We start from the raw sequence: 23,428 nt of genomic DNA, 5'->3' as shown, positions 1-23,428 counted from the left end.
GCTGAAAGCACGGACCACGCCCTGCACCAGGCGCGCCCGCGACGCAGGGCACCAGCCACGCGCGATGCCTGATCCAACGCCCGACAACCCGCACGGCGGCACCGGCCCCCTCGCCTGGCGACGCCGCAGCACGCCGGCGGAGCTCGCACGCTGGCTCGGCTGGCTCCTGGCCGTGCTGCTGTTCGTCGTCTGCTGGGAGATCATGACCGAGAACCAGATCTGGGCCTTCGTCTGGGATGCCCCCACGCAGGCGGCAGATCTGTTCTCGCGCATGGTGCCGCCGCGCTGGTCCTATCTGGACAGCCTGTGGCGCCCACTCTGGGACACCATCAACATCGCGACCCTGGGCACGCTGCTCGCGCTACTGCTCGCCGTGCCGGTGGCCTTCCTCGCCGCGCGCAACACGACGCCGAGCGGGCTCTTGGTGCGGCCCGTGGCACTCTTCGTCATCGTCGCGTCGCGCTCGGTCAGCTCGCTGATCTGGGCGCTGCTCCTGGTGACCATTCTGGGTCCGGGGCTGCTCGCCGGCGTCATCGCCATTGCACTGCGCTCCATCGGCTTCATCGGCAAGCTGCTGTACGAGGCCATCGAGGAGATCGACGCGCGCCAGGTGGAGGCCATCCGCGCCACCGGCGCCGGCCCCGCGCAGGTGCTCGACTACGCCGTGGTGCCGCAGATCCTGCCCGCCTTCGCCGGCATCGCCGTGTTTAGGTGGGACATCAACATTCGGGAATCCACCGTGCTCGGGCTGGTCGGCGCCGGCGGCATCGGCCTGCAACTGAAGGCGTCCGTGGACACCCTCGCCTGGCCGCAGGTAACGCTGATCTTCCTCGTCATCCTCGCCACCGTGCTGATCAGCGAATGGGTCAGCGCCGCCGTGCGCGAGCGGCTGATTTGACCTGCCGCCGCGGCCGGCCGAGCCTCGCCGGGCCCCGGCGGCGCAGCGATTGCTTCGGCGGTCGGCGGCGCCGCGAACTGGCCGTTTCGGCAAGCGGGGCGTACCATCGCCTCGCCGTCGGGGCGTCTTCGACGACACGAACGTCGGTCGATGAGCGCAACGGCATCTGATGAGTGCAACGGCATCCGATGAGCGCAACGGCATCCGATGAGTGCAACGGCATCCGATGAGCGCAACGGCATCCGATGAGCGCAACGGCATCTGATGAGCGCAACGGCATCTTAAGCGTCGGTCGAGCTGACCAACCCTTCCCGCCGCGAGCTCCAGCTCTGCGCCCAAGGGCAGGCATACTCCCCGGCCCGCGACGATATCCCCTGGTTCCTAAGCGCCAGACTGGACACGCTTCTCAACGTTGAGGCGCTGCATCCCGATCAATTCTGCCGGCCGGAGTCGGACGTGGGCTCGAGTCTCGACGGCAGCGTGCACCCGCAGCGCTTGCGTTGGCGGCGCATTGATGGGGCTTGCTCCGGCCGGGCTTCTCGGCGCTCGCCGCTCGCCCACGCGAGCCCACGCTTGCCGTGCGCTCGCCGCCACTGCCGTGCCGGCCCGTTGCCGCTGGCGTGACCCAACCATTCATCCGGAAAACAACCCTCAATGCGACACCTCAAGCTCTACCTCGCCCTGATCCCCGTCTTCTTCCTCGTGGACCTGCTCTGGCTCGGCGTCATCGCCGTGGACTTCTACCAGGCGCAGATCGGCCATCTGCTCGCGCCGGAGGTGGACTGGGCGGCGGCGGTGGCGTTTTATCTGCTCTTCATCGCCGGCATCCAGTACTTCGGCGTGCGACCCGGGCTCGCGTCCGGGCGCGTCGCCGACGCGGCGCTGAACGGTGCGCTATTCGGGTTCTTCACCTACCTGACCTACGAGCTGACCAACCGCGCCACGCTGCCGGCCTGGCCCCTGACCATGGTGTTCGTGGACACGGCCTGGGGCGTGCTGCTGTGCGCGGCGGTGGCCAGCATCGGTTGCTGGCTCGGGTTGCGCTGGGGCTTGGGCTCGCAGCCCGCCACGGCGCTGCGCTGATCGGGAAGAACACACCACGGCGCCCGGCCTCATGGCCGGCCGCGCGCGTGGTGCTGCGGGTGGAAACACGCTGGAAACAAGCCGGCTCAGCGACCGGGGCCGCTGCCGACAAGGTGGGCAGGGGTCGTCCCGCCCGATTCAGCGATCCCGCGGCGGCTTGCCACCGCCGATACGCTTGATGTCGAGCTCCCGGCCGCAGACGCGCGTCTTCTTCAGGTGCTGGAAGATCTCCTTCGGCATGCCGGCGGGCAGGTCGAGCGTCGTGTGGTCGTCGCGGATCTCGATGCGGCCGATGTTGCGGCCGTCGAGGCCGGCCTCGTTGGCGATGGCGCCGACGATGTTGCCGGGCTTCACGCCGTCGGCGTGGCCCACCTCGATGCGGAAGCGCTCCATGCCGTCGGCGGGCGGCCCCATGCGGCGCTCGCGCGGCCCGTCAAAGTCCCGATCGCCGCCGCGCTCACGCGGGGCGTCGCGGTCTCGGGGTGCGTCGCGGTCGCGGAACCGATCCGATCCGGCAGGCCGCTCGGGGCGCTCGAAGCGCGGGGCGCGATCATCGCGGCGGCCGTCGCGTCGATCGTCCCGGCGGGGTCGCCGGTCGTCGCGATCCGCTTGCGGCGGGCGATCGTAGGCGCGCGCCCGCACCGGGATGGCGGCGCCGCTGTCACGGGCGGAGTGCGCCGGCGGCAGGTCGCGGTCCACCGGTGCGCCGCGCGGGGCTTCCGCGGCACGGCGATGCTCGGGCTCGCGGCGGTCGTCGCGGCGGTCGTCGCGCTCGCGCGGCCGGTACGCCGCCTCGCGCTCGCGCGGGGGTCGCGCGCCGGCGTCTGGCTGCTGCCAGGGCCGGCCGCGGTCCTGGTCGGGCCGCTGCTCGCGCCGGGGCGGTCCGCGGTCGTCGTCGCGCGCACGCCACTCGCGGCGACGGCCGTCGCCGGCGTCGCGCTCGCCGCGGTCCGCACGCTGCTCGCGCGGCGGCGGGCGCTCGCGGTCGCGGCCCCAGTCGTCGCGGCGCTCGCGCGGGTCGCGGCGGGGCGCTCGCTCGGACTCGGGCGGCAGCAACAGCGGCTGCTCGCCGATGACGAGCCGTGCGAGGGCGGCGGCGATCTCCGTCGCCGGCACGTCGTGCTCCTGCTGGTACTGCTCGATCAGGCCGTGCAGAAAGTCCAGCTCGCCGGCGGCGTGGGCATCGGTGATGCGCTGCTTGAAGTCGGCGATGCGCTTGTCGTTGACGGTCTCGGTGGACGGCAGCGTGAGCGGCTCGATGGGCTGGCGCGTGGCGTGCTCAATGGCGCGCAGCATGCGCCGCTCGCGGGGCGCCACGAACAGGATCGCCTCGCCCGCGCGCCCGGCGCGGCCGGTGCGGCCGATGCGGTGGATGTAGGCCTCCACGTCGTAGGGGATGTCGTAGTTCACGACGTGGCTGATCCGCTCCACGTCGAGCCCGCGGGCGGCGACGTCGGTGGCGACGATGATGTCGAGCTGGCCGCGCTTTAAGCGCTCGATGATCTGCTCGCGCAGCTTCTGCGGCAGGTCGCCGTTCAGCGCCGCGGCGGCGAAGCCGCGGGCCTCGAGCCGCTCGGCCAGCTCCACCGTGGCGGTCTTGGTGCGCACGAACAGCAACAGCGCGTCGAACGGCTCGACTTCCAGGATGCGGGTCAGCGCGTCCAGCTTATGCAGGCCGCTGACCAGCCACCAGCGCTGGCGGATGGTCTCCGCCGTCGCGGTGCGGGCGGCAATGCTGACCTGGACCGGGTCACGCAGGTAGGACTTGGCGATGCGCTGGATGGCCTGCGGCAGCGTGGCCGAGAAGAGCGCGATCTGGCGCTCGGCTGGCGCCTGCTCCAGGACCCACTCGACATCGTCGATGAAGCCCATGCGGAGCATCTCGTCCGCCTCGTCGAGCACCAGCACGTGCAGTGACTCCAGGTCGAGCGTGCCGCGGCGCATGTGGTCCATGACCCGGCCCGGGGTGCCGACGACGACGTGCACGCCGCGCTCCAACTGGCGGAGCTGCACGCGGTAGTCCTGGCCGCCGTAGATGGGCAGCACCTGAAAGCCCGGGAGCGCTCCGGCGTAACGTCGGCAGGCCTCGGCGACTTGGATCGCGAGCTCGCGGGTCGGCGTCAGCACCAGCGCCTGCGGCCCGCGCACGTCCATGTCGAGCCGTGCCAGCAGGGGCAGAACAAAGGCCGCGGTCTTGCCGGTGCCGGTGGGCGCGCGGCCGAGCAGGTCACGCCCCTTGAGCAGGTGCGGGATGGTCTCGGCCTGGATCGGCGACGGGGTCTCGTAGCCGACGCGGTCCAGCGCCGCGAGCAGCACGGGCGGCAGGCCCAGATCGCGGAAGCTCGGGCCGGCGGGCGGCTCGTCGTCGTCGGGCGCGGGGTCGGCGTCGGCGTCGGCGTCGTCCCCGGCGGCGTCGTCCACGTCGGCGGCGGCGTCAGCTTGGGCTTCGGCGGCGTCGAGCGCGGGCGGCGCGGCTTGCGCGTCTGCTGGGTCACCGGCTTCGGGCTCGGCAAGCGCCTGCGGTGCGTCATCCGCGTCCGCCGGGTCGTCGGCCGCGGCGTCGTCGAGCGCATCGGGCGCGGGCGCGGCCTCGGCGGACGGGTGCTCGTCGGCGGTGTCTGGGGCGGTGTCCGGGGCCTCGTCTTGGTCACCGTCGCGGGCATCGGCCGCGGCATCGGTGCCGGCCGCGAGCGGCGTGTCGGCGGCGTCTTCGAGGGTGGGATCGGGTGCGTGATGGGCGTCGGTGTCGCGGCTCGCGTCACCAACGGAAACAGAGCTATTCATGGGCAGAGGAGCTTGGGTCAATCGCGCAGTATACTCCTGGGCTCGCACTCACCGACAGCGCCGCTCGGCGCCAACGCCAGCACCGTCATGCACATTTGGGTCGACGCCGACGCCTGTCCGAATCCGATCAAAGAGATCCTGTTCCGCGCCGCGGAGCGCAAGTCGGTACCGCTGACGCTGGTGGCGAACCAGCCCATCGCCACGCCGCCGTCGCGCATCATCCGCAGCGTGCGGGTCAGCGCCGGCTTCGATGTCGCGGACAACCACATCGTCGAGCACGCCGAGCCCGGTGACCTGGTCATCACCGCGGACATCCCGCTCGCCGCCGCCGTCGTCGCCAAGGGCTGCACGGCGCTCAACCCGCGCGGCGAGCAATACACCGCCGAGAACGTGCGCGAGCGGCTCAACATGCGCGACTTCATGGACACGCTCAGGGGCAGCGGCGTGGACACCGGCGGCCCCGCGGCCTTCGGCCAGCGCGACCGCCAGGCCTTCGCGAACGCGCTCGACCGGCTGCTCGCGCGCCTGGCGCCCGGCTGAGCGTCGGCGCCATCTCCGCCGTCCAGTCGTCAGGTTCGGCCCTGCGCTGAGCCGCCCCGCGGCGTCGACGCGCGCGCTAGCCCGCCGCCGCGCCCGCTCCGGAAGCGATGGGGACTTTTCTGACACGCCCTTAGGCGAAAACCCCTTGTTCTCGGCCCCCACGCGCGGAGAATGCTCCGCATGCGGCGGCGCTGATGCGCCGCGCGACTGAATCCACCCACGCGCGGCGGCTAGGGAGTCGCGATGGCCCGTCTCATCAAGCTGTTGTGGCTGCTCGCGCTGCTGCGCTCGCTCGTTCCGATTGCGGCGCAGGGCACGGCTTGGCTGTTCCGGCGCATGCCGCCGGCCGTGGGCGGCTGGCTGCGGCGGCGCTGGTCTGCGCTCTCCCCCTTCCAGCGGCGCCTCGCCGTCAACCTGCTGCTCGGCCTCACCATCACGGTGCTGCTGCACGCCTTCCGCGACACCGCGACGGTGGGCAGCGTAGAGGACGCCTCGCTCGACTGGGTCATGGCCATGCGCAGCGGCGACGCGCCGACGGCGGGGCTGCGCCCGGTGCTCTTCCTCGATATCGACGAGGCCAGCTACCAAGCCTGGGGCGAGCCGCTGCTGACCCCGCGCGAGAAGCTCGCGCGACTCATCGACTTCGCGCTGGCGGGAGGCGCGGCGGCCATCGTCGTCGATGTGGACCTGAGCCGCATCGGTGCCGGCGGCGAGGCGGCGCTGTGGCGCAGCCTCGCCCGCTATGCCGCGGCGGACCGCGACTCCGCCGCTCCGCTGCCGCCGCTCGTGCTCGCCCGCGTCACCCGCGCGCGGCTGCCGGAGCACCACGACAGCCTGCCGACGGAGCGCCCGACGGCCTTCGACCATCTGGTGGCCGCCGCCCCCGGCCTGCACTGGGGCGCGGTGACGTTCGATCAGGACGCCGACGGCAAGGTCCGCCGCTGGCGGCTCTGGGACGCGGCCTGCGACGCCGCGGGCGTGGCGCTGATCCGCCCCTCAATCCAGCTTCAGCTCAAGGCACTGCTGGACGCCAACCCCGCGCAGTGCGCCGCGCTGCACGACGCGCTGGCGCTGCTGACGCCGGTGGACTGTGACGACATGGCGCTGCGGGCACCCGGTGCCCGCGGGCGGGCGCTGGTGGTACAGCTCGGCACGGAGCCCGTGCATCTTGAGCCGGAGCGCATCGCCCGACGCATCGGCTATCGGCTGCGCTGGCGGCCGGCACCCGGCGAGATGCCGCAAACGCTGCTGCACGGCGTGCAGGTGCCGGTGCTGACCGTCCTGTCCGCGGCACGGATCACCGACGCGGTGCAGCCCCTCGACCCCGGCCTCGCACGCGGCCACTTGGTGATCATCGGCGCCAGCCACGCCGAAGGCCGCGACGTCTACGACACCCCGCTCGGGCTGATGCCGGGCGCCCTCATCGTCGCCAACGCCGTGCTCTCGCTCGACAGCCACGGCGAGTTACGCGGCCCTGGGCTGCTCGCGACCCTGGCCGTCGAGACCCTGCTCATCGTCGTGCTGAGCCTCCTGTTCGCGCGCTTCAACGGCTTCTGGGCCGGCCTCGGCGGAGGCGCGCTGGTGCTCTTCGGCCTGCTGCCGCTCAGCCTTTGGCTCATCGCCGACGGCTGGTGGCTCAACTACGCCATTCCGCTGCTCGCGATCCAGGCCTACCAGATGGCCGCAGAGCTGCGCGAGAACCTTGCCGCCCGCCGCCGGAGGACATCGAACCATGCCTGACCATCGCCGCTGCAATCCGCGCTTTGATTCATCGCCTGCCGCGCGCCCGTTGCGCGCCTCGGCGGGCCGCGGCCGGCGCATCGCCGCCTGTCTCATGCTCGCCGCCCTAGCCGCACCGACGACCGCAGCCGAGCAGGCGCCGGCAACCCCGGCGGCGGACGCCGCCGCTCCCGCCGCAGCGGCCGCGGACCCGGCAGCCGCCGCGCCGACCCGCGCCGGTTGGATCCACAGTTTCGACGGCCCACCCGCCGGCTACCGTCTGACCCGCGCCGGCGCCGAGCTGCCGGTGGGCCACCTGATGCCGCTGCTCGCCGGCGACCGCATCGAGGTCCGCGCCGCCGACGCCGTGCTGCGCATCCAGCTCAACGACGGCGCGCTGGTGCCGATCGGCCAAGCGCAAGGCCCGTACACCCTGCCAACGCCGGCCGCACCGCCCGGCCCCTGGAGCCGGTACATGACCCGCGCCGGCGACTGGCTCGACCGGCTGCACAGCGCGTCCGCCCCGGCGCGGACCATCACCACGGTCACACGGCGCGCAGCAGCTCGACTGGCTGCGCGGCCAGCAGGCGATGCTGGCGCGGCTCGGCCACGGCGCGGTGCTGATCTCGACCATCGTCACCGAGGACCGGCTGCACCTGATCCTGACCACGCCGGACACCCAGGTCGCGCGCCAGTCCCCGATCGGTCAGGCCGAGCTGAACCGGCTCATCGTCGCGTTTCGTCAGGCCCTGACCAACCGGCACGCCGACCTCGAGACCGACCTGCTGCCGCTGGCCCAGCAGCTCCACGGCGTGCTGGTGGCGCCGATCGCCGCCGACCTCGCCCAGGCCCGGGCCGGCACGCTGATGTGGTCCCTCGACGCCGGGCTGCGCTATGTGCCGCTGGCCGCGCTGCACGACGGCGCGCGCTGGCTGATCGAGCAACACCCGCTCGCGCTCTATACCCTGGCCGCGCGGGAGAACCTGCGCGAGGATCTGGACGGCGCCTGGCGCGTCGCGGGCCTGGGCGTCAGCCGGGCGCACCCGGGGTTCAGCGCGCTGGACGCGGTGCCGGCCGAGCTCGACGGCATCATCATCCGCGCGCCGGGCGACCCCAACGGCGTCATCGAAGGCGAGCTGCACTTGGACGACGATTTCGACGAGCCGCGCCTCAAGGCCATGCTGCGCGCCGGCTATCCGGTGCTGCACATCGCCAGTCACTTCAAGCTCAACCCCGGCGACAACAGCGCGTCGTTCCTGTTGCTCGGCGACGGCAGCCGGCTGGCGCTCGCGGACTTCGAGGCCAAGACCGCCTACCGACTCGACCACATCGACCAGCTCACGCTGTCCGCTTGCGACACCGCCATGGGCAATCCCGAGCGCAGCGGCAGCGGCGCCGAGGTGGAGAGCTTCGGCGCCCTGGCGCAGAAACGCGGCGCCAAGGGCGTGCTCGCGACCCTGTGGCCGGTGGCGGACGCGAGCACCGGCGTGCTGATGCAGACGCTTTACCGCGCGCGCGGCGCCGACCCGACCCTGACCAAGGCCGACGCCCTGCGCCAAGCACAGTTGAGCCTCTTGCAGGGCACTGGCGCCGCAGACGGCGCCGCGGCCGCCACCGCCGCCGGCGGCTGCGCCAGCGCGCGCCGCCCGCTCGACGTCGCCGACGGCGACCCGGCGGCAGCCGATGCAAGGGCCACCGGCCCCGCCGCACCGGGCGACACCGCCTGCGGCTGGGGCCATCCCTACCACTGGGCACCCTTCGTGCTGATGGGCAACTGGCTCTGAGCATGACCGCCAGGCGCTACCAACGGCCGATCCTGGGGAGGGATCAGCCGGAGGTCGATTGCGGCTTCGTCACGGGCGTTTCAGCGCGATGCCGTATTCGCTCCAGCGGGTATCGGACGAGACCGCCGTCAGGCCTTCGATGCGGGCCTGCGCAATGATCAAACGGTCGAACGGGTCTTCATGGATGTCTGGCAGGCTTGCCGTCTCGATGGCATGCGCATCATTGATGACCAGCAGCGTGGCGCCCACGGCCAGACTATGGTCGCGGAAGCGGATCGGGTCGATCGACAGCTTACCGATGCGGTGCTTGATCGCGACCTCCCAGATGCTGGCCGCCGACACCAGACAGGCGTGCGTTGCCATCAGCTCGCGCGTCTCGGGCCGCAGGCGCCGATCGGCCAGCAACCACCACAACATCACCTGGGTGTCGAGCAGCAACCTCACCGGACACCGAACAGCTTGCCCACTTCCGCATCGACTGCCTCGCCAAAGGCCTGGTCGGTGTCCTCGAACTGCCCGGCCAATACGCCCCACTGCCGCAGCCCCGCGGCGTCCGCGCAGGGCACCAGCCGGACTTGCGGTTGCCCGTTGCTGGCGATGATGACCTCCTCGCCGGCGACGGCTGCCTTGACCAGTTTCGAGAGTTGGCTCTTGGCTTCGAGCATGTTGACCTGCACGGGCGGCTCCGGTGACTGCCAAGCGTGCGAGCATCCTCCGCTTGGTCAGGTTAGCCAAGTGTCGCGCGACCGCGGGGTTGGCACAAGCACGCGGCCTCGCCCTCGTCTCGGGGTCCGTCGAGACCCGGTTCAGCCGCTCGTTGAGCCGGTCGCACACCTTGGCACGGCCGATGGTTGGCATGCTGTCTAAGTCGTCGCCACGGTGTCTCGCGCGTGCCCCGATGCGAGCCTCCCCCGGAACCGCGCCGACCTGCAACAGGCGCTCACCGGACGCGAACCGAGTTGGAGAGTGACCGGCAGCGCGATCGTCGTTGGGCTTCGCGTGGCCCGTCCGCCCCAGGCACGGCCGGCGTCGTCGGCGCGAAACGCCCTGCGGCTGAGGCGACCGTCACGCCCCTGCCTGCCCGCCACTGGACGCCCACGGCGAGTGCGATCTTCGATCGATTAGGAGACGAGCCATGCAAGCCTTTGCGCTGATTGCCAGCATCGACGCGCAGGAAACTCTATATCCGGGTCCTGAGGCGCCGGCGCGCCAAGGGCATTGAGCCTGCGAGCTCCGGTAGCCCGGATGCAGCGAAGCGAAATCCGGGGAGGCCGCAACCCCAGCCAACCCAATGGACCAACCGGACGCCGCAACGAGCCCCGCAACGAAAGGAGCGACGCGGACCGTCCCCCAGAAGCTCCAACGCGGGACCCCGCGCCGGACAGTCCGCGGAGCCGTCACCAGCGCACCAAAAATGGTACTGTCACCGGCATGACCGGCGCGCCCATCATCGACGCGTCTTTTTCCGGACCGAGAGCGGGCAGGAGCCGGTCCGGGATTGGCTAAAGTCACTGTCGAAGGCCGACAAGCGTGTCATCGGCGCCGATCTCAAGACCGTCCAATACGGCTGGCCCATCGGCATGCCGGTGGTGCGCAAGCTCGAGGCAGGGCTACGGGAGGTCCGCTCGCACCTGGACCGACGGATCGCACGCATCCTGTTCACCGTGACCGACGGTCGCATGATCCTGCTGCATGGCTTCATCAAGAAGTCCCAGAAAACACCGGCGGACGACCTCGCCCTAGCGCGCCGTCGCCGCACACAACTCCCCCGGAACCCGATTCGCCATGAACCCGCACATCGGTAGCCGCCTGGACGACCTGCTCGACGACGAGGGCCTCCTGGCCGAGGCGCAGGCCATCGCGATCAAGCGCGTCATTGCCTTCCAATTCGAGCAGGCGATGCAGCAACAGCACTTGAGCAAGGCGGAGCTTGCCCGGCGCATGGGCACCAGCCGCAGCGCCCTGGACCGGCTGCTCGACCCCGACAACCCCTCCGTCACCCTGCTGACGCTGGAGAAGGCCGCGCAGGCGCTTGGACAGCGCATCCGCATCGAGCTGGCCGCCTGAGTCGGGGGCGACGCGATCGGACCTGCACATCGGTCAGGACGAGGCGAGCCATGCGTCCAGGGTATCCACTGCAAGCGCGGGCCGGGAGCGAGGCCCAAGCTCACGAGCGGACCCGATCAATAGTGGTAGCGACAGGCAATGACAGTCAGCAGGTCGTCATCGACGGCGTAGACCAGCCGGTTCGCGTCATCGATGCGACGCGACCAGAACCCGGCAAGGTTCTCGCGCAACGGCTCGGGCTTGCCGAGACCCGCAAAGGGCGTGCGCAGGGCGTCGTTGACCAGGACATTGATGCGCTTCAGCGTCTTGCGGTCCTGCCGCTGCCAATAGAGGTAGTCGGCCCAGGCCTCGGCGGTCCAGGCCAGGCGCCTAGTCATCGAGCAATGCGTGCGGCTCGGCCTCGCCGCGACGGTATTCTGCGATGGAGCGGGCGAGGTGCTCCGCGTTCGCCGGGGAGCCCAGCAGATGCACGGTCTCCATCAGGCTGTTGAACGCCGCAAGCGACATCACCACGGCGCCGTCATCGGCGCCGCGGGTGATCAGGGTGTAGTCGGGGTCGGTCGCGACCCGGTCGATCAGCTCATCGAACCGGTCCCGGGCCTCGGCAACGGAGATGGTTTGCATACTGTCTGCCTCGATGCCGCGCGATCTCGCGCTTCAGCCGATGAGTATGGTCGCGGCATCCGGGGCGGTAAAGCCACGCCGGGGCCGCTACCCCGAAAACAGACCAGAGCCCGGGAGCACAGCCATGTTTCGGATCGATAACGTCATCGTCTTACTGCTCTGCGCGGCCCTCGCCGGCGTAGCCCTCGCCGAGACCGGCAACGACGCGGATGCGCCGCCGGCGCCGGCGCCCGCATCGCGTCAAGCCGCCGAGCCGACCGCGGAGCAGATCGACGCCTGGCTCGCGTCCGGGCGGGCGCTGAAGGCGGCCGAGCCGGGGCTGTTCGACGGCGCCGAGGGCGTGCTGGCCACCCTGGTGCTGCCGGACGGCCAGGGCGCCGCCGCCGGCATCCGGCCCGGCGACGTGCTGATCCGCTATGGCGAGACGCCGCTGGACGGCGCGCAGCAGCTTGTCGGCCTGACCGGCGAGACCCCCACTGGGCAGGCCGTCACGTTGCGCTGGGTGCGCCCGTCGTCGCCGGATGATCCCGCCGGCGCGCAGGCCCTGTACGCCGTGATCCGGAGCGGGCGCATCGGGGTCGGCATCCAAGATCTGGCAGACACGCAGGAGGACCGCATGGAGACCTTGTTCCAGGCGGGAGGCCAGGCTTGGCAGCGGTCAGACTATTCGGGCGCGTTGGCGGCCTTTGAGGAAGGACTTAGGCTCGCTCGTTCGGATAACCATCGTCCAGGCCAGGCGCCGTTTACAAATGCAATCGGCGTGATCCTTACAGAACTAGGACACTATCAAGAGGCACTGGAATACTTGACCGAGGCCCTGGCGATTGTCCGCGAGATGGGCGATCGGCACTCGGAACGACAGGTCCTCGCCAACATTGGCGCCGTCCAGCTCAACCTCGGCTGCCGCCCGCAAGCCCTGCAGCACTTGACCCGAGCCTTAGCCATCAATCGCGAAGTTGGCGACCTCCGCGGGGAGGGTGAAGTCCTCGGCAGAATCGGCGTCTTCTACCGCAATTGCGGTAGCTACAAGGAGGCACTGAGGGCCTTGAACCAGGCGCTGGTCATACGCCGCGAAATCGACGATCGCGCGGGCGTTGCGGCAGACCACCACAATATCGGCAACGTCTACCAGCACATAGGCCGTCTTCAGGATGCCTTGGAGCACTACGCCCAGGCTTTGATCGTCCACCGCGAGATCGGCAACCGTAGCGGCGAAGGGGCGGATCTCTCGAACATCGGTGTTGCCTACTGGCATCTCGGGCGATATCCAGAGGCTCGGGAATACCTTACCCAGGGCATGTCCATCCGCCGGGATCTCGGCGATCGTGAAGGCGAAGGGAGTTCTGTCCTCAATATCGGCAACGTCTACGCGAGTCAGGGCAGCTACGATAAGGCCCTGGACCACTACGAGCAGGCCCTGACCATCCTTCGCGACGTCGACAATCGCCGGGGTGAAGGACAAGCGCTCGCCAACATCGGCGCCGTCCAGCTCAAGCTCGGCCGCTTCCAGCAGGCATTAGAGCAGCATACCCGGGCCCTCGCCATTCGCCGCGAGCTCGGCGATCGTCCTGGGGTAGGGATGGACCTTACCAACATTGGAAACGTATACGAACAGCTCGGCCACTACCAGAAGGCCATAGAGCACCACACCCAAGCCTTGGCAATTGTCCGCGAGATCGGCGATCGGCGCAGTGAAGGGACGATTCTCAACACCATCGGCCTCGTCAACTCAAACCTTGGTCGCTACCAGGAGGCCCTGGAGCACCACACCCAGGCGCTGGCCATCCACCGCGAGATTGGCGACCGCGGCGGCGAGGGGCCGGCCCTCGGCAACATCGGCGTCGTCTACGACAACCTCGGCCGTTACCAGGAGGCCCTGGAGCACCACACCCAGGCGCTGGCCATCCACCGCGAGATCGGCGACCGCGCGGGCGAGGGGAAGGGCCTCACCAACATCGGCACCGTCTACGCCAACCTCGGTCGCTACCAGGAGGCCCTGGAGCACTACACCCAAGCCGTTGCGATCTCCCGCGAGATCGGCGACCGCCGCGGCGAGGGGACGGCCCTCGGCAACCTCGGAAACATCTACCAGAGCCTCGGCCGTTACCCCAGGGCGATCGCATCAGCCGGCACGAATATTCGCAGATGCTGATGTTTTGATTTTCGTCCGCAGGTCGGGTGGTTCGAAGAGCAGCTTGTGCAGATACGTATCGTCCCAGCCGGCGCGCAGGCGTTTGTTGGCGATGCCGAGCTTGGTGTCGTCGTTCTTGAGTCGATTCAGCGCGAAGTGGCGCAGAACCGCCAGGTTTTCGCGGGCGTTTTCGTCGCGCACGCGCGACTCGTCCTCGCGGAAGGCGACGTCCAACGACCAGTGCAAGCTGTTCTCGATACCCCAATGCCCGCGCGCGGCGCTGGCGAAGGTCTGCGCATCGAGGCCGGTACTGCCGATGTAGTAGCGCGTCTCGCGCGTGATCTTGCCGTCGCGCTCGCATTCGGACTCGACCATGCCGAGCATGTTCAGGCCCTTCCACGCGGCGCCGTTGGAGAGGCCGTCAAGCTGCCCGAGCGTGCGGTAGCGCCGCCGCTCGCGGCGTCCGTGACCCCGCTCGACGGTCTCGACGACCTGCGAGGGCAGTCCGTCATAGTCCTTGGCGTCGGCGTCGATGAAGGTCTCCTCCACCTCCGCGGCCAGCGTGCCTTGGTTGCCCTTGAGCGCCAGCAGATAGTCGCCGCCGCGGGCGACGATCAGCGCGGCAATCTTGGTCTGACAGCCCATGGCGTCAATGGTCACGATGCAGCCTTCGATGTGCAGCAGTTCGAGCAAGCGCGGAATCGCCGTGATCTCGTTGGACTTCGCGTCGGTGGCGACTTGCCCGAGCGCCAGGCGGTTGTGCGTCGCCCAGGCGCTGACCATGTGCAACGCCGCCAGTCCGGCGCCGCGGTTGTGCGAACGGCGCAGCGTCTTGCCGTCGATCGCCACGATCTCCCCGGGCAGCAGCGCGCGAATCGACTCCACCCAGGCGCGAAAGCAGGCCTCGAACGCCGCCGGCGCCAGCAGGCCGAACACGCGCCCGAAGGTATCGTGCGAGGGGATGCCGTGGGGCAGCCTCAGAAAGCCCTCGAACCAGGTCCGCTTCGAGCGCCCGAACTGGGCGATCCCCACCCAGCCGTCGGCCCCGCACAGGATCGCGGCGATGGCGATGACGATCATCTCGTGGAGGATGTGCCGCCGCTTGAGCGGACAGCGGGGGTCCTCAAGCGACTCGAAGTGGCCCACAAGCGAGCGGTCCGGAGCGACTAGTTCCACGGGCAAGCTCTCACAAGGTTCTTAACATCAGGCGATTATGTGAGATTCCTCCAGTCAAGTCTAAAAGTATATGGTAAGACTCTGATGCGATTGCCCTGGCCGTTACCCCGAAGCCCTGGATCACCACACCCAGGCCTTAGGTCTACACCGCGAGATAGGTGACCGCGGCGGCGAAGGGCGCGGCCTCAGCAATATCGGCACCGTCTATTCAGAATTGGCCCGGTACGAGGAGGGACTGGAGCATTACAGGCAAGCACTGGCCGTATACAGCGAGATCGGCAACCGCCGCGGCCAAGGGAGCGCGCTTGACAATATTGGCACCATCTACTCGGACCGCGGTCGCTATCAGGACGCTCTTGACTACTTCACTCAGGCCCTGGCCATCGACCGCGAAATCGGAGACCGCCGAGGCGAAGGGAATGTCCTCGCCAACATCGGCAACGTCTATTGGAACCTGGGCCGCTACCAAGAGGCCCTGGACCACTTCACCGAGGCTTTGGGCATCCGCCGTGAAATCCAAGACCGCCCCGGCGAAGCTAGAAACCTCGGTGGCATTGGGACCGTTTATTTGTTTCTCGGCCGCCATCAGGAAGCGCTCGTCAATTATACGCAGGCTCTGGCTATTGCTCGCGATATCGGCGAACGGTCTACGGAAGTCAATTTACTTGTTAACCTGAGTAATGTCGCTTCCAACCTCGGCCGCTATGAGCTAGCCCTGGAGCAGCTAACACAGGCTATGACCGTCAGCCGTGAAGTAGGCTACAGACGAGGCGAGGGTCGTACCTTGCAAGGCATTGGAACCGTATACGCTCACCTCGGTCGCTACTCGAAGGGCCGGGATCACTTGACTCGGGCTTTGGCCATCCACCGAGAGATTGGCGCTCATTCTGATGTGGCCGCCACTTTGGCGAGCCTAGGCACCTTGGAATGGGGCAGCGGCAATCTAAACGGAGCTCACGCTCGTTATCAACAAGCCCTAGCCCTTCAGACCGAACTCCACGAGCCCGAGACTCTATGGCTTCTCTGGAACAACATGCGGGAGCTTTGGGAGACCCAATCCCAACCCGGCCCCGCCATCGTCGCCGGCAAGCGGGCGGTGAACACCATCCAGGCCATGCGCGCGGCCAGCAGCGGTCTCGACCAGACGCTGCAACAGTCCTTCCTGCAAGACAAGGAAGTCGTCTACCGCAACCTCGCCGACCTGCTGCTGGCCCAAGACCGACCCGCCGAGGCCCAGCAGGTGCTGGATATGCTCAAGGAGCAGGAGTTCTACGACTACATCCAGGAGGACGATGCCCACGACCCGCGCACGACGCGCGCCGCGTTCAATCGAATCGAGGCCGCATGGAACGCGGGCTATGACGGCATCGCCGAGCCCTTGCCCGCCCTGGGCGAGCGCATCGCCACGCTGAGCCGCATCGATGCCAGCGCGCGCACCGCCGAGGAACAGGCCGAGCTTGCGCGCCTCACCACCGAGCGCGACGCGGCCACCGCCGAGCTGGAGCGCCTGCTGGCCGAGCTGCCCGAGCACTTCGCCGCCATCGCCCCGGCGCAGCAGGCCGAGGCCAACCGGACCCTGGCCAATGCCCCCGGCAACAAACAGACCCTGCTGGCGGCGCTGTCCGAACAAAGCGGCCAGCCCACCGGCCTGCTGCAATTCATCCTGCTGGAAGACAAGGTCCGCCTGCTGCTGACCACGCCCGCGGGCTGGCACACCGCCGTCGTCGAGACGGACGCCGACACGCTGAACACCGAAATCGACGCCCTGCGCACCGCGCTGACCGATTCGGGCTCGGATGCGGCCACCCCGGCCCAGGCCCTCTACACCCGCCTGGTCGCCCCCATCGCCGAGGCCATCGACGCCGCCGGCCTGCACTCCCTGCTGGTCCACCTGGACGGCAAGCTGCGCTACATCCCCTTCGCGGCGCTGCACGATGGGGAGCAATGGCTCGCCGAGCGCTGGTCGCTGGTCTACTACACCGCGGCCTCGGAGCGCCAGCCGGAGGCCGCGGGCAGCGGCGGGGGCGACTGGCGCGTCGCCGGGCTCGGCGTCAGCGAGCCGCGCGGCAAGTTCACGCCGCTGCCGGCGGTTGAGCAGGAGATCGACGGCATCGTCCGCGAGGACGATTCCGACCCCAACGGCGTGCTGCCCGGTCGCGCGCTGCTGAACACCGCCTTCAGCGAGACGGCGCTGAGAACCGAGGCCGCCGACCCCGCCAACCGCATCCTGCACCTGGCCAGCCACTTCGACCTGCACCCCGGCAGCGATGCCGACTCCAGCCTGCTGCTCGGCACCGTCGCCGACGACGGCCAGCCCCACACCCTGAGCCTGAAGGCCCTGCGCGAGTCCAAGCCGCCGCTGGATCTGCGCCACATCGACCTGGTGACCCTGTCCGCCTGCAACACCTTCATGGGCGGCGCCGATGACACCGGCGTCGAGATCGAGGGCATGGGCACCATCATCCAGCGCCAGGGCGCCCGCGGCGTGCTCGCCAGCCTGTGGCCCGTGGCCGACGCCAGCACCGGCGTGCTGATGCAGACGTTCTATCGCCTGCGCGCCGAGCGCCCGGACCTGACCAAGGCCCAGGCCCTGCAACAGGCGCAGCTCGGGCTGCTGCGGGGTGAGCAGGCGCCGGAGGCGGCGAGCGGCTGCGCGGGCGACCGGCGGCCGATCGATGTCGGCGGCGGCGACGGGTCGCCAGGAGCCGCCGCGCAGGCCGTCGCCGATGCTGCCTGCGGCTGGCGCCATCCGTTCTACTGGGCGCCGTTCGTGCTGATGGGGAATTGGCTGTAGGCGGTTGCTCGGGTTTTCGCGGTAGCATCGGCGCTTTGCCATCCTGTGCACCGCCATTCAGACCCATCCCATGCCCATCGAGCAGCGCATCAACTGGCACCGCTGGTTCGGCATCGGCTTGACCGATCGCCTGGCCGGCACACCGTGGCGAGTGGAGCTGGAGAAGGAGATGGCGCTGAAGAGCCAGCGCCTCGACGTGGTGATCATCGAGCGCGCCGACACCGCCGTGCAGGCGGACGCCGCCGCGCTGGACCTACCGGACGGGCTGGACGATCTGCGCGCCCACAATCTGCTGACCTACAAGTCGCAGCAGGAGGCCCTCGATGCCTGGGCGCTCGACGAGCTGATCGGCCACTATGTCAACTATCGCAAGCTGCTGGCCGGCCGCTTGGATGGCGCGGCGTCAGCGCGCCCGGACACCGACGGCGCCGACGCCCCATCCGTGCCGCCGTTGCCGCCGGAGGCGGCCTTCCAGCTCTACGCGGTGGCCACTCGCGAGCCGGCGAAGCTGCTCCGTCGGCTGCCGGCCGGGGCGCGGCAACCCGCCGCCTGCGCGGGCGTCCATGATCTACGCTGGGGTGGACGCACGGTGCGCCTGATCGTGCTCGACGCGGTTGCCGACGCGCCGCGCAACGCCCTCTGGCAGCTCTTCAGCGCCCGGCTCGAGCGGGTCCGGCGCGGGATCGAGCGCTACCGTGGGCAGACCAGGGAGGGCCGGCACCTGCTGTACAACCTGTTCTCGACCTACCGCCTGGGGTTCAACGCGATGACCTACACCGTCGAAGACTTCAACCGCGAGACACGCGAGCGGATAATCGCGGACCTGACGCCGGAGGAGCGTCTTGCCGTGGTCAATCTGATGCCGCCGGAAGAGCGGCTCGCCCTGATCGAGACGATGCTGCCGGAAGAGCGCTTCGCCCTGATCGAGAAGATGCCGCCGGAAGAGCGCTTCGCCCTGATCGAGAGGACGCCGCCCGAGGAACGCCGTGCCATCCTCGCCAAGCTGCCGCCGGAAGAGCGCCTGCGCGGCCTGGACCCGGACCAGCTCGCCGCGCTCGACCCCGACGACCGAGCGGCGCTGCGGGCACTGCTGCGCAAGCTCGATTCCTGACTGTTGCGCATGGCGGCCCGCGACGCGTTGCGTAAGGGCTTGGCTCGGGCGCTGATGGGGGCGATGGCTGGAATGCTGCGCCTGGCGCTCGTCATCGCGCTCCTCGGCGCGCTGCCGGGCGTCGGTCGCGCGACGGATCATGCCCTGCTCATCGGCATCTCGGACTATGCCGCCGCAGGCCTGGAGCCCCTGCCGGGCGCGCTGACGGACGTGCAGATCGTGCGCGCGGCGCTGCGCGAGCGCCTGGGGCTGCCGGACGCGGCCATCACGACGCTGGTGGACGCGGAGGCCACGCACGGCGGCATCCGTGCGGCGCTCGCGGACCTCGCCGGGCGGGTGGCGCCGGGGGACTTCGTCTACATCCACTACTCGGGTTACGGCTCGCGGCTCCCGGGCCTCGGGGACGATGGCGAGCCGGCCGCCGGGGCTCGGACGCTGGTGCCCTTTGGCGCGCGCACCGGCGCGGCGCAGGGGCTCGACCGCTTCGACATCTCGGACGCTGAGGTCAACGCCTGGCTCGCACCCATCGCGGCCCGGGCCGGCGAGCTGGTCTGGGTGACCGATGCCGGCCATACCGCAACCCACACCCGCGGTGCGCAGGCACCGACGCCGAGGGCTGCACCGCCGGCAGGGCAGGACGGGCACGCGTCTCGGCACGCCCCGCCGCTGCCGGCACCGCTCGCGCAGCCTGTTCGCATCGGCGCCGCACGACACGACCGCAGCGCCTACGAGCTGCCCTACGGCGCGGCGCGCAACCGCGACGCCGGCGCCTTCACCGCCAACTGGGTGCGGTCACTGCATCGCGCCATCCCCGGCGAGAGCTGGCGGCAGGTGTTCGAGCGCGCCGCGGTCTGGACCGCACAGGACCGGCGCATCGGCCAGCAACCGCAGATCAGCGGCCCGGCGGAGCGGCCGCTGCGCGGCGGTCGCATCGCGCCGCGGCGCACGGTGCCGGTGCACTCGGTGCAGGGCGACCGGGTCGCGCTCGCTGCCGGGCGACTCTCCGGCGTCACGGTCGGCAGCCTGTACGCGGCGGTGGCCGAGGACGGGGGTGCGGCGCGAGTTCGGATCACCGGGGTCCGCGCCACCACGAGCAGCGGGCTGCTGACGGCGGGCGACCTGGCAGCGGGGGACCTGCTGGTGGAGCGCGAGCACGCCTACGACTCGCCGGCGCGTCGGCTCGGGTTGTTCGCCCCGCAGGAGCCCCAGGATGCGCCGCTGCTGGAGCGGGTGCGCCGCATGGCGGCGACGCTCAGCGGCTTCGAGCCGGCCGCGACCGCGGCGGACGCGGACCTGATCCTAGCGCTACTGCGCCCGCTGCGCGAGGCTGGCGCGGCCCGGTTCCCGGTAACGCCGAGCGGGCGCGACAGCCTGCCGCTGCACGACCCCGGCGCTGCACCGGAGGTCTGGGTGCTGAACCGCGGCGAGGCACTGCTGCACGACGACTTGGCCATCCGGCTCGAGCCAGCGGAGGCGGGGCTCGCGACCTTGCATCGCAACCTGGAGCGATACCGGCGCCTGGATGATCTGCGCTTCCTGGCCGCGGAGGCGAGCGGTGGCTCGGGTCTGGCCTTGGCGCTCATCGAGTACGCGCCCTGTGCGCCGCAGAGCCCCGACTGCGCGCACCTCGCCGCGAACCTGCACCGGCGCAAGCTGGCCGCGCCACTCTCACCGCCCGCCCTCCAGGCCCGCGGCGCGCTGCCGCTGGATCAGGTGCTGAGCTTCGCGCTGGTGAACACCGGCCGCCGGGCGCGCCATGCCTACCTGTTCGAGCTGACGCCGGACGGCAGCATCTACGTGCTGTTTCCGCTGCCGCGGCATCCGGCCGCCGCGGCGCGGCTCGGCGCCGGCGAGCGCCGGGACTTGAGCCTCGCCCCGTTCACGGCCGGGCTGCATGCGGACCAGCCCGGGGCGCTGTCGATCCTGCTCATCGGCACGCAACTGCCCATCGACCCGGCCCTGCTGACGCAGCAGGGCTACGAGCGGCGGCGCGATGCGTCCCGGTCGGCGCTGCGTCCGCTGGAAGCGCTGCTGCATGCGGCCGTCGCCGGCGGTGAGACCCGCAGCCTGCCGGCCATCGCGACGGGCACCTGGGGCGCGGACATCTGGGAGTTTCAGGTCGGGGCGACGGATGGAGCGCCACGGCAGACTGGAGCCCAAGCCCAGTAGCGACCCCGCAGTGCGGCGCGCCACCTTCGGCTGCCTGGCCTACTCGCCGACCCGCTTCAATACGGTTTCGATCACGCGGGCACCTCGGCACGTACCTCGGGCGGCATCCAGACAGCACCGAAGAGCGGGCCGAGCCAGCCCAATCCGTCGACCCGCGCGAGCCCGATCACCGGGCTCGCGTCGGTCAGGACGAGCCGAGCCACGATTCCAGCGTGTCCAGATCCGCCGCGGCCTCGTCGGCATTCAGGGCCACCACGGGAATGCCCAAGCGGGAAAGGTGCGCGATGAACTGGGACAACGGCATCTCCGCCAAACGCGCGGCCCGCGCCAGCGACAGACTGCCGTCGCGGAACAGCGCCGTGGCCAGCGCCGGCTTCACGCCCTTCGCGTCCAGGCCACCCGCCAGCTCGACGCCGATGACCAGCGCATCGGGCCGGTCGCGGTTCAGCACCAGCACGACATCACGACGCGCCTTGCGCAGCGCCTCGCTCGGGTTGTTCTTGAGCCCGCTGACGTTAACGGTCTCCATGCCTATGCCTCATGGGAAGATTGCATGGGCATGAAGATAGCATAGGGAAATGTTCCGGCTCGCTGCGAGGGTGGCCGGTGGAGGGCGGCAGGCCTGGTCGGGGGCGGGACGCCCCGGTCCGGTCGTCGGCGAGACGCCGGCGCTCCAGGGCGGGACGCCCCCACTCCCAGGCTCAGGCGGGCTTGCGGAAGTGCATGACGCCCCAGGCGAGGTAGCCGTTGCGCCCGGCATCGACCCAGTGCTGAAGGCCTTGGAGCATGCGCTCGATGTAGCCGTCCGACACCCGGCCGGCGAGGGCCTCGCGCTCGGCGCGCAGCACCTCGGCGACGCGGCCGTAGTGGGTGACGAGCTGCGGGGTCAGGTCGGTGATCTCGACCTCCTCCCAGCCCAGGCGCCGCGCCTGCTCCCGATAGAACGCGAAGGAGCCGAGGCTGGACAAGTGAATGCGCTCCAGCACGGGGGCGAGCACGCCGTCGGGGCAGTCGTCGGCCTGCATCGGGTCCGTGAAGACCAGCTCGCCGCCGGGCTTGAGCACGCGGTCCATCTCGGTCATGACCCGCTCCCGGTAGCCGGAGTGCAGGATGGCGTCCTGCGACCAGGCGGCGTCGAAGGTCGCGTGCTCGGCCGGGATCTGCTCGAAGCTGCCGTCGACGACCTCGATCAGGCTGTCGACGCCCTGATCGCGGCTCATCTGCCGATTGCGGGCGTTCTCGGCCTCGCTCAGGTTCAGCGCCAGCACCCGGCAGCCGAAGCGCTGCGCCAGCCAGCGGGCGGCACCGCCGTAGCCGGCGCCCAGGTCGATCAGGCGCGCCCCGGGGGGCTTGAGCTTGTGCCCGATGCGCTCGGCCATGAAGGCCACGGTGCGCGCGGAGGCGTCCTTGATGGCGTCCTCAGGCCCCTCGTAGAGCCCGATGTGGATATCCTCTCCGCCCCAGACGTGGAAGTAGAAGTTGTCCGCGTCGTCGCTGTTGTAGTAGGCGCGAGCGGTCTCGACGGTGTCGGAGTAGCGTGCTTCGGCCTGCTGCATCAGGACACCTCCCGGTACTCTTTCTCGGCGACGTGGATGAAGAAGTCCGGCTCGGCCTCGCGATAGGTCTCCTGGAAGTCGCCGTAGGTGTCCACGCGCTGGAAGCCCACATCATGCATCAGTCCCTGCACATAGCCTTTGCGCAGCGGGAACATATTGAGGTGATAGACCGAGCCGTCCTGGAAGCTGTACTTGAACCGCGCCAGCGTCTCGTCGACGTGCTCGGGGGCGGCGCGGACGTTGTCGCCGCAGTAGTAGTAGTTGTGCGTCGGCTGCACCTGATGGTCGAGCAACGCGTCGTAGTTGCGCTGGTCCAGGATCAGGATGCCGTCGTGGCGCAGCGTCGCGTAGAACTCCGCCAGCGCCTTGCGCCGGTCGTTGTCCTCATGCAGATGCGTAAAGGAGTTGCCGAGGCAGATGACGGCGTCGTAGAGGTCGTGCACGCTCTTGTTGAGCCAGCGCCAGTCCGCGTGGATGGTCCGCAGGATGTGGCCGTGGCGGCGGGCGTTCTCGAAGGCCTTGGCCAGCATGACCGGGCTGCCGTCGGCACTGGTGACCTCGAAACCGGCCTTGAGGAGCTGCACCGAGTGATAGCCGGTGCCAGTGGCGACATCGAGCACCTTCTTGGCGCCTCGCTCGCGTAGCTGCTCGATGAAGAACTGGCCTTCGGCGGCGGCGCGGCCGTCCCAGTCGATGAGCTCGTCCCACTTGTCGACGAAGGCTTCGACGTATTCCTCCTGATACTTTTCGGATTCGCGAACGGCGAGCGGATCATCGCCGTAGTCTTGGTGCTTGGGTGTTTGGAGTTGTGCCGGGGTCTGCATGGGTCGTCCTCTCGGAGTGTTTGACGAGCGGTCGGGCGCGAGGCTTGGCGGCGCGCGCGGGCTTGCGCCGGCGCATGCGGTCGTGCGGCCCGGGCGTGTCTGCCTACAGGGAGGCTGCCCGGGAACCGGCCCGGTTGGCCTGGCTCCGGGCGCGCTCAGGGCGGCCCG

The 23,428-nt window shown here is 70.0% G+C and carries 21 protein-coding genes and 2 pseudogenes; 12 read left to right on the top strand and 11 right to left on the bottom strand.

Translation table 11 applies throughout. From position 1 onward, the window contains the following. Positions 1–64 precede the first annotated feature (64 nt). Both phnE and ML01_RS14485 read left to right on the top strand, forming a co-directional pair. A complete protein-coding gene (gene phnE, locus ML01_RS14490) occupies positions 65–898 on the top strand; it encodes a phosphonate ABC transporter, permease protein PhnE (protein WP_058556117.1) in 834 nt (277 codons plus the stop codon). A 654-nt stretch (positions 899–1,552) separates the two neighbouring features. Next, positions 1,553–1,981 carry a DUF2177 family protein gene (locus ML01_RS14485; protein WP_058556116.1) on the top strand — a complete coding sequence of 143 codons (429 nt, stop codon included), beginning with the start codon at positions 1,553–1,555 and terminating at the stop codon, positions 1,979–1,981. A gap of 138 nt (positions 1,982–2,119) precedes the next feature. On the opposite strand, the gene ML01_RS30230 is transcribed toward ML01_RS14485, so the two are convergent. Next, positions 2,120–2,374: a DbpA RNA binding domain-containing protein gene (locus ML01_RS30230; protein WP_254045264.1), complete on the bottom strand. Its 255-nt coding sequence runs from the start codon at positions 2,372–2,374 to the stop codon at positions 2,120–2,122. A gap of 875 nt (positions 2,375–3,249) precedes the next feature. Continuing rightward, positions 3,250–4,312: pseudogene (locus ML01_RS14480) on the bottom strand (DEAD/DEAH box helicase); the annotation flags it as partial. 540 nt (positions 4,313–4,852) lie between these two features. Between ML01_RS14480 and ML01_RS14475 the strand changes: the two are divergent. The 3 genes from ML01_RS14475 (at position 4,853) to ML01_RS14460 (ending at position 8,808) form a co-directional block, all read left to right on the top strand. After that, complete coding sequence (locus tag ML01_RS14475) at positions 4,853–5,305, top strand: YaiI/YqxD family protein (RefSeq protein WP_058556115.1); 453 nt, start codon at positions 4,853–4,855, stop codon at positions 5,303–5,305. A 243-nt stretch (positions 5,306–5,548) separates the two neighbouring features. Then, positions 5,549–7,045 (top strand): CHASE2 domain-containing protein, encoded by a 1,497-nt coding sequence (locus ML01_RS14470; protein WP_058556114.1) that lies wholly within the window; start codon positions 5,549–5,551, stop codon positions 7,043–7,045. A 569-nt stretch (positions 7,046–7,614) separates the two neighbouring features. Next, positions 7,615–8,808: a CHAT domain-containing protein gene (locus tag ML01_RS14460; protein ID WP_058556112.1), complete on the top strand. Its 1,194-nt coding sequence runs from the start codon at positions 7,615–7,617 to the stop codon at positions 8,806–8,808. A 69-nt stretch (positions 8,809–8,877) separates the two neighbouring features. Here ML01_RS14460 and ML01_RS14455 read toward each other — a convergent pair whose 3' ends face one another. Both ML01_RS14455 and ML01_RS14450 read right to left on the bottom strand, forming a co-directional pair. After that, positions 8,878–9,252 carry a type II toxin-antitoxin system VapC family toxin gene (locus ML01_RS14455; protein ID WP_058556111.1) on the bottom strand — a complete coding sequence of 125 codons (375 nt, stop codon included), beginning with the start codon at positions 9,250–9,252 and terminating at the stop codon, positions 8,878–8,880. Continuing rightward, complete coding sequence (locus ML01_RS14450; protein ID WP_058556110.1) at positions 9,249–9,485, bottom strand: type II toxin-antitoxin system Phd/YefM family antitoxin; 237 nt, start codon at positions 9,483–9,485, stop codon at positions 9,249–9,251. Before ML01_RS14450 ends, ML01_RS14455 begins: the two co-directional genes overlap by 4 nt. A 477-nt stretch (positions 9,486–9,962) precedes the next feature. On the opposite strand from ML01_RS14450, the gene ML01_RS30225 reads away from it, so the two are divergent. Both ML01_RS30225 and ML01_RS14440 read left to right on the top strand, forming a co-directional pair. Next, a complete protein-coding gene (locus ML01_RS30225; RefSeq protein WP_216819187.1) occupies positions 9,963–10,613 on the top strand; it encodes a type II toxin-antitoxin system RelE/ParE family toxin in 651 nt (216 codons plus the stop codon). Then, entirely contained in the window at positions 10,594–10,875 is a 282-nt protein-coding gene (locus ML01_RS14440) for a helix-turn-helix transcriptional regulator (RefSeq protein ID WP_058556109.1), read from the top strand. The genes ML01_RS30225 and ML01_RS14440 overlap by 20 nt, the downstream gene beginning before the upstream one ends. 116 nt (positions 10,876–10,991) lie before the next feature. Here the strand turns inward: ML01_RS14440 and ML01_RS14435 are convergent, their stop codons facing one another. Together ML01_RS14435 and ML01_RS14430 are read right to left on the bottom strand one after the other, a co-directional pair. Next, a complete protein-coding gene (locus ML01_RS14435) occupies positions 10,992–11,252 on the bottom strand; it encodes a Txe/YoeB family addiction module toxin (protein WP_058556108.1) in 261 nt (86 codons plus the stop codon). Continuing rightward, a complete protein-coding gene (locus ML01_RS14430; RefSeq protein WP_058556107.1) occupies positions 11,245–11,499 on the bottom strand; it encodes a type II toxin-antitoxin system Phd/YefM family antitoxin in 255 nt (84 codons plus the stop codon). The genes ML01_RS14435 and ML01_RS14430 overlap by 8 nt, the downstream gene beginning before the upstream one ends. Before the next feature lie 124 nt (positions 11,500–11,623). On the opposite strand from ML01_RS14430, the gene ML01_RS14425 reads away from it, so the two are divergent. Further along, positions 11,624–13,651: a tetratricopeptide repeat protein gene (locus ML01_RS14425; protein WP_058556106.1), complete on the top strand. Its 2,028-nt coding sequence runs from the start codon at positions 11,624–11,626 to the stop codon at positions 13,649–13,651. On the opposite strand, the gene ML01_RS14420 is transcribed toward ML01_RS14425, so the two are convergent. Next, positions 13,622–14,806, bottom strand: a complete 1,185-nt coding sequence (locus tag ML01_RS14420; RefSeq protein WP_058556105.1) for an ISAs1 family transposase — start codon at positions 14,804–14,806, stop codon at positions 13,622–13,624. The two genes, ML01_RS14425 and ML01_RS14420, sit on opposite strands and share 30 nt — an antisense overlap. Positions 14,807–14,921: 115 nt before the next feature. Between ML01_RS14420 and ML01_RS31385 the strand changes: the two are divergent. From ML01_RS31385 to ML01_RS14400, 4 genes and pseudogenes are all read left to right on the top strand, one after another. After that, positions 14,922–15,800: pseudogene (locus tag ML01_RS31385) on the top strand (tetratricopeptide repeat protein); the annotation flags it as partial. Positions 15,801–15,839: 39 nt separating this feature from the next. Continuing rightward, positions 15,840–17,600 carry a CHAT domain-containing protein gene (locus ML01_RS14410; RefSeq protein WP_058556103.1) on the top strand — a complete coding sequence of 587 codons (1,761 nt, stop codon included), beginning with the start codon at positions 15,840–15,842 and terminating at the stop codon, positions 17,598–17,600. Positions 17,601–17,670: 70 nt separating this feature from the next. Beyond that, positions 17,671–18,711 (top strand): magnesium transporter MgtE N-terminal domain-containing protein, encoded by a 1,041-nt coding sequence (locus ML01_RS14405; protein ID WP_058556102.1) that lies wholly within the window; start codon positions 17,671–17,673, stop codon positions 18,709–18,711. 9 nt (positions 18,712–18,720) lie between these two features. Further along, complete coding sequence (locus tag ML01_RS14400; RefSeq protein WP_082674295.1) at positions 18,721–20,880, top strand: caspase family protein; 2,160 nt, start codon at positions 18,721–18,723, stop codon at positions 20,878–20,880. Positions 20,881–20,951: 71 nt separating this feature from the next. Here ML01_RS14400 and ML01_RS31065 read toward each other — a convergent pair whose 3' ends face one another. The 4 genes from ML01_RS31065 to ML01_RS28795 form a co-directional block, all read right to left on the bottom strand. Then, positions 20,952–21,083, bottom strand: a complete 132-nt coding sequence (locus ML01_RS31065; protein ID WP_256363649.1) for a hypothetical protein — start codon at positions 21,081–21,083, stop codon at positions 20,952–20,954. Next, positions 21,065–21,409, bottom strand: coding sequence for a UPF0175 family protein (locus tag ML01_RS14395; RefSeq protein WP_058556100.1), 345 nt, complete (start codon positions 21,407–21,409; stop codon positions 21,065–21,067). The genes ML01_RS31065 and ML01_RS14395 overlap by 19 nt, the downstream gene beginning before the upstream one ends. A 172-nt stretch (positions 21,410–21,581) precedes the next feature. Then, positions 21,582–22,436 (bottom strand): cyclopropane-fatty-acyl-phospholipid synthase family protein, encoded by an 855-nt coding sequence (locus ML01_RS28800; protein WP_058556099.1) that lies wholly within the window; start codon positions 22,434–22,436, stop codon positions 21,582–21,584. Then, complete coding sequence (locus ML01_RS28795) at positions 22,436–23,260, bottom strand: class I SAM-dependent methyltransferase (RefSeq protein WP_058556098.1); 825 nt, start codon at positions 23,258–23,260, stop codon at positions 22,436–22,438. The genes ML01_RS28800 and ML01_RS28795 overlap by 1 nt, the downstream gene beginning before the upstream one ends. Between the last annotated feature and the right edge of the window lie 168 nt (positions 23,261–23,428).

Source organism: Thiohalocapsa sp. ML1 (assembly GCF_001469165.1).
Classification (GTDB): Bacteria; Pseudomonadota; Gammaproteobacteria; order Chromatiales; family Chromatiaceae; genus Thiohalocapsa.
This window is presented reverse-complemented; position numbering and strand designations above follow the sequence as displayed.